At 40.5% G+C, this 14,049-nt stretch carries 11 protein-coding genes; 6 read left to right on the top strand and 5 right to left on the bottom strand.

The annotated features are described in order from the left end of the window. Positions 1-20: 20 nt before the first annotated feature. Together AC6H0V_RS04260 and AC6H0V_RS04265 are read right to left on the bottom strand one after the other, a co-directional pair. Complete coding sequence (locus AC6H0V_RS04260) at positions 21-1,976, bottom strand: sialate O-acetylesterase (protein ID WP_497562472.1); 1,956 nt, start codon at positions 1,974-1,976, stop codon at positions 21-23. 328 nt (positions 1,977-2,304) lie between these two features. Then, positions 2,305-2,562, bottom strand: a complete 258-nt coding sequence (locus tag AC6H0V_RS04265; RefSeq protein WP_497562473.1) for a hypothetical protein — start codon at positions 2,560-2,562, stop codon at positions 2,305-2,307. A 93-nt stretch (positions 2,563-2,655) separates the two neighbouring features. On the opposite strand from AC6H0V_RS04265, the gene AC6H0V_RS04270 reads away from it, so the two are divergent. Together AC6H0V_RS04270 and AC6H0V_RS04275 are read left to right on the top strand one after the other, a co-directional pair. Then, positions 2,656-3,231, top strand: a complete 576-nt coding sequence (locus AC6H0V_RS04270; protein WP_497562474.1) for an NUDIX domain-containing protein — start codon at positions 2,656-2,658, stop codon at positions 3,229-3,231. Positions 3,232-3,329: 98 nt separating this feature from the next. Then, positions 3,330-5,075 (top strand): ABC transporter ATP-binding protein, encoded by a 1,746-nt coding sequence (locus AC6H0V_RS04275; RefSeq protein WP_497562475.1) that lies wholly within the window; start codon positions 3,330-3,332, stop codon positions 5,073-5,075. A gap of 397 nt (positions 5,076-5,472) precedes the next feature. On the opposite strand, the gene AC6H0V_RS04280 is transcribed toward AC6H0V_RS04275, so the two are convergent. Next, positions 5,473-6,873, bottom strand: a complete 1,401-nt coding sequence (locus AC6H0V_RS04280; RefSeq protein WP_497562476.1) for an MBL fold metallo-hydrolase RNA specificity domain-containing protein — start codon at positions 6,871-6,873, stop codon at positions 5,473-5,475. A 197-nt stretch (positions 6,874-7,070) separates the two neighbouring features. Here AC6H0V_RS04280 and AC6H0V_RS04285 point away from each other — a divergent pair, with 197 nt between their 5' ends. Both AC6H0V_RS04285 and AC6H0V_RS04290 read left to right on the top strand, forming a co-directional pair. Beyond that, a complete protein-coding gene (locus AC6H0V_RS04285; protein ID WP_497562477.1) occupies positions 7,071-7,262 on the top strand; it encodes a cold-shock protein in 192 nt (63 codons plus the stop codon). Positions 7,263-8,119: 857 nt separating this feature from the next. Beyond that, positions 8,120-9,979 (top strand): glycoside hydrolase family 2 protein, encoded by a 1,860-nt coding sequence (locus AC6H0V_RS04290; RefSeq protein WP_497562478.1) that lies wholly within the window; start codon positions 8,120-8,122, stop codon positions 9,977-9,979. On the opposite strand, the gene AC6H0V_RS04295 is transcribed toward AC6H0V_RS04290, so the two are convergent. Further along, on the bottom strand, positions 9,945-10,940 hold the full coding sequence (locus AC6H0V_RS04295; RefSeq protein ID WP_497562479.1) for an aldo/keto reductase: 996 nt from the start codon (positions 10,938-10,940) through the stop codon (positions 9,945-9,947). The genes AC6H0V_RS04290 and AC6H0V_RS04295 overlap by 35 nt on opposite strands. 319 nt (positions 10,941-11,259) lie before the next feature. On the opposite strand from AC6H0V_RS04295, the gene AC6H0V_RS04300 reads away from it, so the two are divergent. Together AC6H0V_RS04300 and AC6H0V_RS04305 are read left to right on the top strand one after the other, a co-directional pair. Continuing rightward, positions 11,260-12,468: an MFS transporter gene (locus tag AC6H0V_RS04300; RefSeq protein ID WP_497562480.1), complete on the top strand. Its 1,209-nt coding sequence runs from the start codon at positions 11,260-11,262 to the stop codon at positions 12,466-12,468. 312 nt (positions 12,469-12,780) lie between these two features. Further along, on the top strand, positions 12,781-13,413 hold the full coding sequence (locus AC6H0V_RS04305) for a hypothetical protein (protein WP_497562481.1): 633 nt from the start codon (positions 12,781-12,783) through the stop codon (positions 13,411-13,413). Between the two features lie 177 nt (positions 13,414-13,590). Here the strand turns inward: AC6H0V_RS04305 and AC6H0V_RS04310 are convergent, their stop codons facing one another. Then, complete coding sequence (locus tag AC6H0V_RS04310; protein WP_497562482.1) at positions 13,591-14,013, bottom strand: DUF1810 domain-containing protein; 423 nt, start codon at positions 14,011-14,013, stop codon at positions 13,591-13,593. Positions 14,014-14,049: the final 36 nt, after the last annotated feature.

Raw genomic sequence — 14,049 nt, forward strand, 5'->3', positions numbered from 1 at the left:
TCAGAGGTTATAACGGAAGCCTACCTCTTCCCTGTACTCCATCCTTTCCAATTATCCGTTCTAAATGGCAATAGCGGTAAACCTTTGGCATTGATCACATTTGCAGCTGCGGGATTGTCTTCCCAAGCATACCTTACGGCAATTGGATTACTTACTTTTTCGCTGCTAACCAACAAGGTTTGGTTTACAATTTTGGCTTTGGCCCAATACCAAAGGTGATCAGCGCCTGCGATCTGGAAATTACCTGGTTCACCAGCGGTAGTTTTAATAGTGCCATAGGTGTTTTTTAAGTTGATCTGAATAGCGTTTTCCTTAATCTCAAAGCTTTTAAAAGCTGGACTTAACGAATCTACGGCCAATCCATAGACCATTTTTTCTGCCAAAAGTGCCAACCTACGTCCTACTTCCTGCTTGTTTTTGGGGTGGATATTGGCCGCATCACCTACATCGATTGCAGTTACCATGCCTGTGTTTTTTACTTTTTGTGTAAGGTCTTGCGCTTCCCGTACTTCGGCCCAGTAAGAATCGCCCGGATCATTCATTTTTTGATGATAGTTGGCCAATTGTACATATAAAAAGGGAAGGTCAGGGTCATTAAATTGGGTTCTCCAATCAGCAATCATTCTCGGGAACAAGGTTTGGTACTGCTCACCACGCTCCCAATTACTTTCGCCCTGATACCATAGGATGCCTTTAACGGCCAAGCCTGTAATCGGACTAATCATATTATTGTACATCAGGGTAGGGAGGGTGTTCGGACTAATTTCTTTTTCAGGTCGGTTATATGTTGACAGTTTATAACCAATCTGGTACTGCCATGTTCCTTGTAAAGGGAGATTATGGCCAGAGGTGCTAAGAAAAAACTGATTGGCCCCACTCATGAAACCCCCATCGCCTCCATAGTTTTCAATGCGGACAGTGATGGTGTTGATCCCCGTTTTCAGGAGACTACGAGAAATGGGATAGGATCTGTTTTTACCCCACACATCGGCTGTTTGCCCAATTAATGTTCCATTAAAAAAGGCTTGATCCGCATTTAAGATCACGCCTAAATTTAATTTCGCTTCTCCTTTTAAATCTGCTTCAGTTAGCTCAATCTGTTTTTTAAACCATACCACGCCGTCCAGCTCCCAGAGGTCGGGCAATTTTGTAAATTCCCATGCGCTGGGCAACTCTATTGGCTTCCCATCAGCAAATTCACCTTGTGCCCAATTAAAAGTGCCGTTAACTGAGCCCAAATCCTGATCGTTAAAATTCTTTACCCAACGGTTGTTCAGTTCCCGCTGTTTGTTGTTGTAGGCTAAGGTGTCAAATTTGGCAACAGTTTGTGCTTTTTCTCCAAAGGTAGCTTCCCCTATAAGGCCGGGGGCGCTAATCCAGCTTTCGATCACTGTACCTCCCCAACTTGCATTAATAAGACCGATGGGTACTTTCAGATCGGTATGGATTCTCTTTCCGAAAAAGTAACCAATGGCAGGGAAGTACTTTGCATTTTCAGGTGTGCAATAACTCCAATTTCCTTTACTATCCGATTTGGGCTGCAACGAAATCTGCTTATCGATATGGTAAAGCCTAATATTTGGGTACTGGGCTGATTTGATTTCACGCTCAGCATTTAACACATCCTGAAGGTTAAACTCCATGTTAGATTGCCCGCTGCAGATCCACACATCGCCCACTAAAACATTGGTTAAGATAATTCTATTTTCGCCCTGCAGTACCATAGTAAATGGTCCGCCAGCCGGCATTTTAGGTAGTTGAGCAAACCATTTTCCATCCTTGCCCACGATAGTACTTGTTTTTATTTTAGCAAAAGAGATGCTCACGTTTTCTCCCTCCTTGCCGTATCCCCAAATTCTGATAGGTTTATCGCGTTGCAGAACCATATTATTTCCTACCAAACTAGGTAGTGTGATAGCTCCTTTTGATCCTATGGCAGAGAATAACAAACAGAAAATTAACAGCATTTTGTTCATGGTATAATTTACGATAATTAATGCGGGATTAACGCCCTAATTTTAACTGATTATAATATTTATTTATCTAATTGGTAATGTGATGAATGCAGCGCTGATATTAACCGCGATATGAAAGATAAACCCAGGTGCCCTCTAAATTATAGTTGCATATGTTTTTAAATGGCTGATAATCTGTGTTCATCTGTGCCATCCGTGGTTGTAAAAATATTAAACGCGATATGAAAGATAAACACAAATGCCCTCTAAATTTAGCTGCATAACGTTTTAAATGGCTTGATGATCTGTGTTCATCTGTGCCATCTGCGGAAAAATATTAGTGGTAAAACTACACACTTGCTTTTCCTTTATTGTCCCAATGGTCTTTTATGGTTTTGCCTTCGCTATCAAAAACCAATCTTCTTGCGTACCGTTCTCCCTTAATTTTCCCATTGGCGTCCTTTTTGCCCATAAACAAAAGAATAGGACGACCTTGATCGTCGGTGCGAAAGGCCAGGTCGTAACGCCCAAATCGTTGCTCAATAAGCGTAGAGGGCTCATACATTTTGTTTAGGATTTTCAATACAGGTTCTTTTAGCTTTTCCATCCGCTCTTGCGTTTCTATCTATGTTATGTTACAGAATTTGTACATATGATGTTAATAATCAAAACCGCTTTAACTTGATATTGTTTTTTCGCTATGGCACAGATCAACATTTTAAAGGAAGAGACCCTATCAGATAAGGAATTCCTGCTTAAATTATATGAATTCGAAAAAGAGGGTTCAGATGGCAAACAGACTGCCCAAAAGAACGAAATTTATTATAGGCCTGATGGAGTAACTGCACTTCTGGTTGATGAGGAAGAGCAGGTATTTCTTTTTACCCGACAGGTTCGTTTGGCAACCTACCTAAACGGTAATGGGAGCGGATATTTGGTAGAAACCTGTGCAGGTGGACTGGAAGACAATGAAAGTCCTGAAGAAGCGATAATACGAGAAGTTAGGGAAGAGACTGGTTATGAAATTTCTGGATTGAAAAAGGTGATGCAGGGTTATCCATCTCCCGGGGGAAATACCGAAATTATCTATTTTTTTATTGCGGCTTATGATAGTAAGGGCTCACACGGCGAGGGTGGCGGAGTTGAAGGTGAGGGCGAAGATATTGACCTGGTTACTATGAAAATTGCAGAGGCAAAAGAAAAATTGTTAAGCGGTTGGTTCATAGATGTAAAGACCATCTTATTATTACAACATTATTTTCTCTCAAAGGGATAATGGGTTAGTGGCGCCTTCTTGCAAATAAAATGATGATGAAACATTCGTCCTTTTGTGCTGTTACCATTAGGGATGTTATTTTCGCCTAATAAATGCCTATGAAGATCTTATGGAAATACTTGCGTCCACATTGGGTGCTTATCGCTTTGGCGCTCTTGTTGGCCGCCGCTGCGCAGGTGCTTACTTTGCTAGACCCCATGATTTTCGGAACGATTATCGACAAGTATGCAACCAATCGGGACAATCTCCCAGAAAACGAGCTTGTGAGAGGAATTGTGTACTGGTTGTTATTGGCGTTGGGAATTGCAGTGGGTGCCCGGCTGTGCAAAGCATTACAGGATTTTGTAGCCAGAAAGGCAGTGGCCAAATTTGGGATGCATATCTTTAATGATGGCCTTAAACAAACCTTAAGGTTATCATTTCAAGAGTTTGAAGATTCGAGAAGTGGCGCTACCTTGTCTGTATTGCAAAAAGTAAAAACCGATACCGAACGGTTTACCAATTCCTTTATCAATGTACTGTTCTCGGCAATGGTTGGAGTGGGCTTTTTGATCTGGTACAGTTTGGAGAAGAACTGGTTGCTTGTTCCCGTGTTTTTTGTGGGGGTGTTATTATTAGGATCATTAACGGGCCTCGTTTCTAAGCGGATCAAAGGTATACAGCGCTCAATTAATCGGCAAACCGACAGCCAAGCAGGAGTGATTACCGAAAGCCTGCGCAATATCGAACTGGTTAAAAGTTTAGGGCTTACCTTTTCTGAAATCAGGCGATTGAACAGCCAGACCCTTAAAATATTTGATCTGGAAATGCTCAAAGCCCGCAAAGTGGCGATGTTGACTTTTTTACAGGGGAATTTACTTAGTCTTTTAAAGCAATCCATTCTTTTTATTTTGTTGTGGCTTATTTTTCGGAAAGTGCTCACTACTGGAGAATTGATCGCGATGCAGTTTATTTCTACAGCTATCTTTAATCCGCTTCAAGATTTGGGGAATATGATCATTCTATATCGCGAAGCGGATGCTTCACTTCGGACTTTTGACAAACTGATGAACAGGCCTATAGAACAGCGTCCAGAAAATTCTGTAGAAGTAGAGCAATTGAACCGCTTGGAGTTTGATCACGTTGTGTTTCGTCATAAGACCGCAAGCTATAATGCAATTGATGACCTATCTTTTTCTGTAAAAACCGGGCAAACAATCGCTTTTGTTGGACCTTCAGGATCGGGAAAATCTACCTTGGTAAAATTGTTGGTTGGATTGTATATACCAGTGGGAGGAAAGATTTCTTTTAACGATGTTTCTTCTACCTTAGTGCAGTATAATCCGCTGAGGAGGCAGATCGGATTTGTAACACAGGATACCCAGCTCTATGCCGGAACGATAAAAGATAATCTTCTTTTCGTAAAGCCTGATGCCACAGATCTTGAAATTGAAGTAGCTCTAGCCAAGGCATCAGCTACCAAATTGATTGCCAAAGCCTCACATGGTATTAATACCATGCTAGGCGAAAACGGAATGAAACTTTCGGGAGGAGAAAAGCAGCGACTTTCTATAGCCAGGGCCTTGCTTCGTAATCCACGACTTTTGATTTTTGACGAGGCCACTTCGGCATTGGATTCATTAACCGAAGAGCAGATCACAAACACCATCCGAGAGATCTCTTCTTCCAGAAACCAAATGACAATCCTGATCGCTCACCGACTTTCAACGATCATGCATGCGGATATCATCTACGTTTTAGAAAAGGGAAGGATTTCTGAATTTGGCTCGCATAACGAATTACTTGAGGATAAAGGATTATATTATTCCATGTGGCGCCAACAGATTGGGGAGAGGAGGGAATAAGTGCTTCATATCACTCGCCCTATTTTTTCACCATCCCTGCCTGCCGGCAGGCGGGTTAGCCATCTAAGAACAACTAAGTCACCCCCCTTTAATTGCCAGTCTGAGCGTAGTCGAAGACAAGTTAAGCCCTTCGACAAGCTTAGGGTGACCATAGAACTTTGGAGATTTGCTAACTGCTAAGTGTTAACTGCTAACTGAAAACTGAAAACTGTCTCCGCCCTTCGACAGGCTCAGGGTGACACACTTGGAGGTTTGTATGCATAAAAAACACCTCAGTTTCATCCCTAAATTGTCAGTCTGAGCTTGTCGAAGACCAGGTTAAGCCCTTCGACAAGTTCAGGGTGACAAACTCGAGTTGTGCCAACTGCCAACTGCCAACTCCCAACTGAAAACCGTCTTATTCCAATTCAAATTCCTCATGGTATGCCGGGATGGCAATGTTCATGAATCCTTTTTCCTTTAATCTATCGGCAAATGCCTGTTGGGTGGCATATTCTCCATGGACGAGGAAGACTTGTTTGTTCAATTTTGGATCTTGGCAGGACACGAAATGCAAAAGGTCTTCATAGTCACCATGTGCACTCATAGACTTAATTACTTTTACGTCGGCATGAACATGGAAATGATCCTTGAAAATCTGTACCAAGCGTTCGCCTGCGACGAGCTTCCCTCCAAGAGAATGCGGGTCGCAGTAGCCTACAATAAGAATGGTGTTCTTCTGGTTGGAAATCGTGTTTCTTATATGGTGACGGATCCTTCCTCCTTCGGCCATTCCCGATGAGGCAATAATTACGCATGGTCTGGTATCAGCGTTCAGGTTCCTTGATTCTGCCGGACTTTCTACATAACGCAAGCCTTTAAAACTGAAGACATCCTCATCGACCTTTAAAATCTGTTTTACTCCATTGTTAAATACCTCAGGATGGTTTTTAAGTACTTGTGTGGCCTGTGTAGCCAGTGGACTATCAACAAAGTAGGGTACATCTGGGAGTTTGCCTTTCAGTTCCAAGCTATTAAGTGCAAAAAGAAGCTCCTGGGTACGCCCAACGCTAAAAGCCGGGATGATTACTTTACCCTTCTTGATTAGGCATGTTTCGTTAATTATTTCCAGTAGAAGATCTTCAATAGGTACCTGATCTTTGTGCAGCGAATTCCCATAGGTCGATTCCAATAGGATATAATCGGCCTGATCAAAAACCTGAGGGCTACGGAGCAACAGATCAGAATATCGGCCAATATCACCGCTAAAAGTTAACCTGGTTTCCTTACCATTTTCTAATATGGTTAAATGTACTGCAGCACTGCCAACTACATGGCCCGCATCGGTAAACTTTAAAGTTATACGTGGGTTAATTTCAAAATCTTCACCGTAATCAATCACCTTAAATTGCCCCATGGTCTTGATCACGTCTTCTTCTGTAAATAATGGAAGCTCTTCTGGCTGATCGATGTTGAGATTGCTGTTGGCAAACTCCGCATCCTGTTCGTGGATCTTAGCCGAATCAAGAAGAAGGATCCGAGCTAGGTCCATTGTAGCAGGAGTAGAATAGATGGTGCCTTCAAATCCCTCTGCAACCAGGCGTGGCAATAACCCGCAATGGTCTATATGGGCATGGGAGAGGATCATAAAAGTAACATCCGAAGGCTTAAAACCAAAATAACCGTTTAGCTTATCGGTAATCTCGCCCATGCCTTGAAACATCCCACAATCGAGCAAAATGTTGGTGCCATTATCCATTTTGATGAGGTGCTTGCTACCCGTTACGGCACGAGCTGCGCCGTGAAATGCTATTTTCATAAATCTTAGAGTTTTTTTTGTAATGCTTCTGCTGCCAAAAGTTTGGTAAGAACACGTTTTGAGAAAGAAAGTTTTAAGAATTATGATCAGATTTAAGTATTAAATGTTGGCTCATAAGCTTTAAAGAGAGAATTGTGCCTTTTGTTGCGAATTACAGAAAATTAATGTATCTTTGCAACTTATTAATTTACAATATAATGCAACAAGGAACAGTAAAATTTTTCAATGAGACAAAAGGTTTTGGATTTATCACACCTTCAAACGGTGATGCCGAAATATTTGTACATGTATCAGGCCTAATCGATCAAATTCGTGAGAATGATGCGGTAAGTTATGATATCGAACAAGGCAAAAAAGGCCTGAACGCAGTTAATGTTAAGATAGACTAAGAGTTTTTCCTTCATAAATTGAGAAGCATCCGCCTTTTGGCGGATGTTTTTTTTTGTTCCAAAATTGGCTTTCGTGACCCTAATCAGTTGGATGACTTATTAGAAGGCCAAATTTTTAAACGCAAAGCTTCAAAAACAAATTCTTTGGGGAGGAGCGGACCGACCTCTTATATTCCTTATATATCTTCCGATAGCTCCAAAGGAGTGCCTGTGGCACTATCGGGATGGTTCATTTATTCCACCACATAGAAACATAGGGCCATAGAACTTTCCTCTTTCCATATCCCAATTTAAACATATAAGACATATAAGGCATATAAGCTTTGCGATTGTCTGAATGCCCTATTTCTTAAGGGTTTACCTTTATTATTTCACCACATAGAAACATAGGGCACATATTTGTTAAACATATAAGACATATAAGACATATAAGATATATAAGGTTGGGTTTGTCCGAGTAACCTTAATATCTTAATGGTAAATTTATTCACACATAGAAACATGGGCACATAGGTGATCCTCTTCCATCTCCCGACTGTTAAACTTCCCGATAGCTATCGGGAAGACATATAAGGCTGCAACCTCTTATATTCCTTATATGTCTTATATGGTTCATTTATTATACCACATAGAAACATAGGGCACATATTTGTTAAACATATAAGACATATAAGATATATAAGGTTGGGTTTGTCCGAGTAACCTTAATATCTTAATGGTAAATTTATTCACTACATAGAAACATAGGGCAGATACAACTATCTTTTTTGGTCTCCCAAACCGGCCTTGCGCCCAAGATTTTTAGATTATCCAAACATTTAGTCCAACTACGCGTATTAGAGTGTAAACAAGCTCATATGAATTCTGACCATCCAAATTATGGCTTATCAAAAGCCAAAGAAGAAACTTCTAATCAACAAATTGTATTAAATCCCCTCCCTAGGGCTGTAATTAGGCCTAATACGTTTATCATTTTAGATGGACAATGGCAATTTGATATAGACAACGATGATTTGGGACTGCAAAGTGGATGGCACCTTGGGCACAATTATACTAACGTGGCAAATTGGCCCGGCACTATCGAAACCCACATTGAAAATGCAAGGGGGCTAAAAGAAGGGAGATCTTGGCAAGATAAGATCGTGGTATGGTACGAGAGAACGTTTCCGATACCGGTGATACCAGAAGATGAAAAGCAGGATCTGTTGCAGCTAACTTTTGGCGCCTGCGGTTATGCCACTCGAGTATGGCTTAATGGTATCCCTTTAAAAACGATTGAAGGTGAGGAAATCCATACGGGAGGCTATACTTCTTTTTCTTATGAATTGAATGAAAAAAGTTTGCGCAAAGAAAACCGGCTCACCGTTAGGATAGAAGACACAATGGATGCGGATGTGCCCAGAGGGAAGCAAGAATCATATGTGTATAAACGAGGTGGTATCTGGTACCAAACCTATACTGGCGCTGTTAGAAGCGTTTGGCTCGAAACGGTTGAACGCAACAGATTACGCTCGCGCTTAGGTGTGGTAAGCATTGTTGAAGATAATTTAGTAAGATTTAACCTAACCACCCGTATCCATGATCCTGGAACGTATACCATAAAATTAAAAATCTATCATCGCAAGCAAGAAGGCGAGGAGCCGATAACTACGGATAGCTTTACTTTAAAGTTAGATGCCGGACAGAAATCTCAACGTTTGGTTATAGAAATACCTGGTGCAGAACTCTGGTCGCCAGAAAACCCACACCTTTATACCCTTGTTGCTGAGTTGATAGATGAAAAAAATAACGTTGCCCAAATTGAAACAAATTTTGGTTTACGTAAGATCGAGGCCAGGGGGAAGCATATTTACCTGAACAATAAATCAATTTATTTGGATGGAATTCTGTATCAACCAGGAAATGCTAGCTATGAAGAAATTAAGCGGCATATGTATGCCATGAAAGAATTGGGCTGCAATTTAGTACGCATACATATTGCAGGGGTAGACCCTCGGATCTATAACCTGGCCGATAAATTAGGATTGTTGCTCTGGGTTGAAGTGCCCAGTCCACATAATTCAAGCGAGAAAAGTAGGATCAACCATCAGGCCGAATTGTTGCGTATGCTTGCTCTGATCGCCACTCATCCCTCAGTTGTAATCTGGAGTCTATATAATGAAGACTGGGGCGCTCAGGATATTGCCACCAATCAGGTAACCCGAACCTACATTATGGGCCTGTATCATTTTATGCAGATTGCTTACCCCCAGTTTTTGGTTGTTGATAATGATGGCTGGCAACATGTAAGCTTCGAAGGGAGACTAAAATCTGATTTGTTAACCGTGCACATCTATACCGCAGAGCTAGAACGTTGGGCTAACCTACTTAGCGAATTGGAGAATGGCCAGATGGAAGGTGTGGCCGCTTTTCCGCTCACCGTTGGCGATCCGTTCTTCTTTCGCAAACAAGTTCCAATTATCATTAGCGAATGGGGAGGCTTCGGCTTTGCAAACTATGGCGGGCCAAATGATGGGCAAGAGCGTGCATCACAAATCTCATTATTTAAGCAAGAACTGAGAAAACATGCCATTGCAGGCGATGTATATACGCAGGCCACCAATATAGAGGACGAAAAGAATGGTATTATTGATTTTGCCACTGGAGAATTAAATGTGCCCAAAGGATTGCTGGGAAGTTCGTTTATTCAGCCTTCAAAACCTCCTCAATCTTCTTAAGCTCATCTTCACTAAATTCAAAATTGTTTAACGTTTTTATCGAATCTGTTAACTGGGCCGAACTGCTCGCTCCAACCAAAACTGAAGTTACACATTTCTGTCTTAATACCCAGGCCAATGCCATCTGTGCAAGCGATTGGTTTCGGCTGATCGCGAGTTGGTTTAATAGGTTAATCTGAGCAACCTTCGCTGCGGTTATGGCTTCGGTTTGTAAAAATCCCGTGGCTTTGGCAGCGCGTGATGTTGCTGGAATTCCTTTAAGGTATTTGTTGGTTAACATCCCTTGTGCCAGGGGCGAAAAAGGGATACAGCCTACTTTTTCATCTTCTAGAACGCTAAATAACCCTTTCTCTGGAGTTCGTTCAAACATTGAGTATTTGGGTTGGTGGATAAGGCATGGCGTACCTAACTGGTTTAAGATATCAATTGCGTCACGCGTTTCGTTCGGATTATAATTGGAGAGGCCCACATATAATGCCTTCCCCTGTCGCACAATAAGGTCTAAGGCGGTCATCGTTTCTTCTAATGGCGTTGCCGGATCTGGTCTATGGTGATAAAATATATCCACATAAGGAATTCCCATTCGTTTTAAACTTTGGTCTAAGCTCGAAACCAAATATTTTTTGGAGCCCCAATCGCCATAGGGCCCATCCCACATGGTATAGCCCGCTTTAGTTGAAATTATCATCTCATCTCTGTGATGTTTAAAGTCTGAGGCCATAATCTTTCCAAAATTTTCTTCTGCAGAGCCAGGAGGCGGACCATAGTTATTGGCTAAATCAAAGTGGGTAATGCCGTTATCAAAGGCATGTAAAAGAATTTCCCTAAAGTTTTTTGGATCATCTACATTCCCGAAATTATGCCATAAACCTAAAGAGATTGCCGGCAATTTTATGCCGCTGTGGCCACATCTGTTGTATTGCATGTGCTGATACCTGGTGGCTGAAGGAGTATAATTCATGTCATTAAATTAGATGCCCAATATAGGAATAATCGAGTAGAGAGTTTTCAGTTATCAGTTTAGAGTTAGCAAATGTCCAAAGTTTGTCCTAATGAAGTTATTGAAGAACTTAATTAGTCTTCGACTTCGCTCAGACTGACATTTTGGGGATAAAAACTTAGCTATTAAAACTAAGATGCGCTGGATGTCTTATCTGTCTGCCAGCAGGCAGGGATGGTAAAAAAATTAAATTCAGTTTATTTTTATTACAATCTCATGTTTTTTATAAGTCCTAAAATTGCACGCCCTAAGTCTATCTTTGTGGCCTTAACCCGGTCCTTTGAATACTAAATTATTACGGCCCGAAAATCGACGCATGGCAACGATTTTGGCCTTTGCGCTTATTCCATTATCAGGTTTTGCCACTGATATCTATATTCCTTCTCTCCCTACCATGGCCGAAACGCTGAACGTAAGCAGTATGCAGGTGCAGTTAACCTTAGGGATGTTCTTGATCAGCTATGGTATTTCGCAACTGTTTGTGGGAAGTTTGCTGGATAGTTTCGGTAGATACCGTATCAATCTTGTTAGTCTAGTAATTTTTGCCATAGCAAGTATTCTTATTGCCAATACATCCAATATTTATTTTATTTATGTGCTTAGAATTGTGCATGGTATTACCGTGGGCGCTATTGTTGTTTCAAAGCGGGCCTATTTTGTAGATGTGTTTTCTGGCGATCAGCTAAAGCATTACCTCAGTCTATTTTCGATTATTTGGGCAACCGCGCCAATTATTGCGCCATTTGCTGGCGGATATCTTCAAAGCTACTTTGGCTGGCAATCTAATTTTTATTTCTTGGCTGTGTTTGCGGTGATCATCCTTGTGCTCGAATTAATCTTTAGCGGAGAAACGATAAAGCAACGCATGGAGTTTAGTTTCAAGAAGATTGCAACTGTATATGCCGATATGATTAAAACTACAAGTTTTACATTGGGTATAGTAATGTTAGGGCTATCCTACGGGATGGTAATGATCTATAACATGACCGGACCTTTTATTATTGAACACCAACTTAGGCTAACCCCCATTGTAGCTGGATATTCGTCGTTGATATTAGGAGCCGCAGTAATGGTGGGGGGATTAACGAGTAAAACCACACTTCATAGGCCCTTTGCCACCAAACTCTCTATCAATTTAGCGATCCAGGCTTTAAGCTGTTTGGCCATGTTCTTAAGCCTTAATTTTGTGGCTAATATTTATTCGTTGGTATTTTTTGCCTTTCTGATCCACGCTTGCTCGGGTTTTTCGTTCAATACCTTTTTTACGTTCTGTTTAAGCCGATTCCCCAAAAACGCTGGGATTGCAGGCGGTTTAACAGGCGGAATTAATTACGTAATTGTTTCAATTCTAAGTTACGGTGTAATCTCCGTCATTCCGCCAAAAGACGAACTGAACCTGACTTACAGCTACGCGATACTCATCGCATTATCGCTGATAACTTTTTATGTTATCTATAAGGTCTTTAAGAGGAATATAGCAAAGACATAAGATGTAAAAGGTAAGATGGAAGGAGTTTGCCATCTTCCATTTTCTATATTACCTCTTACATCAATATTTCAATTGCTATACCGATTCGCGAATCAGTACATTTTAATCGTTTGAATATTAATAGAATAGAATATTTTTTATTTATTGTGTATAAACTATTGTTTTTTTTCCTATGTTTAGAAAAAGAATAATAGTGTTGGTATCCCTGACAGCATTGTTACCTTTTATCACCTAAACAAAATCATCCCGATCTTGTGACGGATGAATTTCTTGCTTAAATTAAGGTTTACAAAATAAGGGAAGAACTTAATTATGGAAAACTTACACATCCCAGTACCCTCAAGAAACTATCTGAAAAGTATTTCGCTTGCTTTCTTTATTATTATCGGAATTATCTTCGCTGGCAATGCGTCCGCCCAAATGAGATATAAAGCGGATGGTGATATTAAGATTTCGGGAGGCAACCAATACAGTAGCACTTTAGCATCCAGTTTATTAGAGGCCAAAGGCGATTTTACCTTTTACAATGGTGTGCTAGATGAAATTAATACGCTAAAATTCGGTTTGCCATCTTCAAGTAACTCATCTCTAAATAGTGATCCCAATCAGATCAGATTGGAGATTACCCATACTATGGTGCTACCCATTATGAAAAAGGTATTTATTTGCGCTGTTTTAGACAACGGCACCGATAGTTATAAAGTAAGCATGGATTTTGATATAACTACGAATAAAGATCAGAGCATAACGTTTAACGGTACAAAAACCATTAAATCAGCAAGTTTCTTTAATTTTTACCAACAACCCAATGTAAGATTTGCCATGGTTTCAAAGCCAGAAGAGGTACAACTAAACATCAACTTGGTTTTTAGGGAAATAATGGAACCAGTTATGGCGATAACAGTTGTTAAAGAATCTATCAATTCTCCCCGTACAACTAGATAATAATCAGGCCCCTGAGGAGCACAATGTTTAATTAAGTAATAGTTGAACCATCCCGATAGTGCCACAGGCACTCCTTTGGAGCTATCGGGAAGACATTTAAGAAAATATAAGATATTGCGTTAACTTAAATGACCTTATATTTCTTATATGGTTCAAATGCATTATACACTGTCGGTTTTAAAGTAAACCGCAGATGTCCAACGTGCGTTTATCTTCGCTACCGTCAAAAAATTTATTTAATACTTGTCTAAATACAGGATCAGCACTAGGGACGTAAGAAAAAAGTGTCATACACGATTTAAGCTTAAGATCATCAGGAGTTCCAAAGATTATATAGGTATCATTACTTTCGAGTTCAAGTAAAGCGGTGCTAATCTCGATTAATCTCTTCCCAAGAATAGGGTGGCTTAAATAATTTTCAGCTTCTTGCATATTATTAATACCATAATAATTGGCTGTATCACTCTGTGCAAGACCTTTTATCTGCGGGAAGATATACCACATCCAATGGCTACGTTTTTTACCACTCTTAATTTCTGCAAGTGCTGTGGCATAATTTTGAGCCTGAGCGGCAATAAATCTTTCTAAAACATCATTCATTGTAAGGATAACATTTTTTAATACTTTAGGTTTGAA

The sequence above is a fragment of the Pedobacter sp. NO84 genome (assembly GCF_059703915.1).

Excerpts from the sequence above, each read along its gene's own strand:
- AC6H0V_RS04295 (WP_497562479.1), bottom strand. The coding sequence starts at position 10,940 with ATGAATTATACTCCTTCAGCCACCAGGTATCAGCACATGCAATACAAC.
- AC6H0V_RS04270 (WP_497562474.1), top strand. The coding sequence starts at position 2,656 with ATGGCACAGATCAACATTTTAAAGGAAGAGACCCTATCAGATAAGGAA.
- AC6H0V_RS04280 (WP_497562476.1), bottom strand. The coding sequence starts at position 6,873 with ATGAAAATAGCATTTCACGGCGCAGCTCGTGCCGTAACGGGTAGCAAG.
- AC6H0V_RS04265 (WP_497562473.1), bottom strand. The coding sequence starts at position 2,562 with ATGGAAAAGCTAAAAGAACCTGTATTGAAAATCCTAAACAAAATGTAT.
- AC6H0V_RS04285 (WP_497562477.1), top strand. The coding sequence starts at position 7,071 with ATGCAACAAGGAACAGTAAAATTTTTCAATGAGACAAAAGGTTTTGGA.
- AC6H0V_RS04310 (WP_497562482.1), bottom strand. The coding sequence starts at position 14,013 with ATGAATGATGTTTTAGAAAGATTTATTGCCGCTCAGGCTCAAAATTAT.
- AC6H0V_RS04305 (WP_497562481.1), top strand. The coding sequence starts at position 12,781 with ATGGAAAACTTACACATCCCAGTACCCTCAAGAAACTATCTGAAAAGT.
- AC6H0V_RS04260 (WP_497562472.1), bottom strand. The coding sequence starts at position 1,976 with ATGAACAAAATGCTGTTAATTTTCTGTTTGTTATTCTCTGCCATAGGA.
- AC6H0V_RS04275 (WP_497562475.1), top strand. The coding sequence starts at position 3,330 with ATGAAGATCTTATGGAAATACTTGCGTCCACATTGGGTGCTTATCGCT.
- AC6H0V_RS04290 (WP_497562478.1), top strand. The coding sequence starts at position 8,120 with ATGAATTCTGACCATCCAAATTATGGCTTATCAAAAGCCAAAGAAGAA.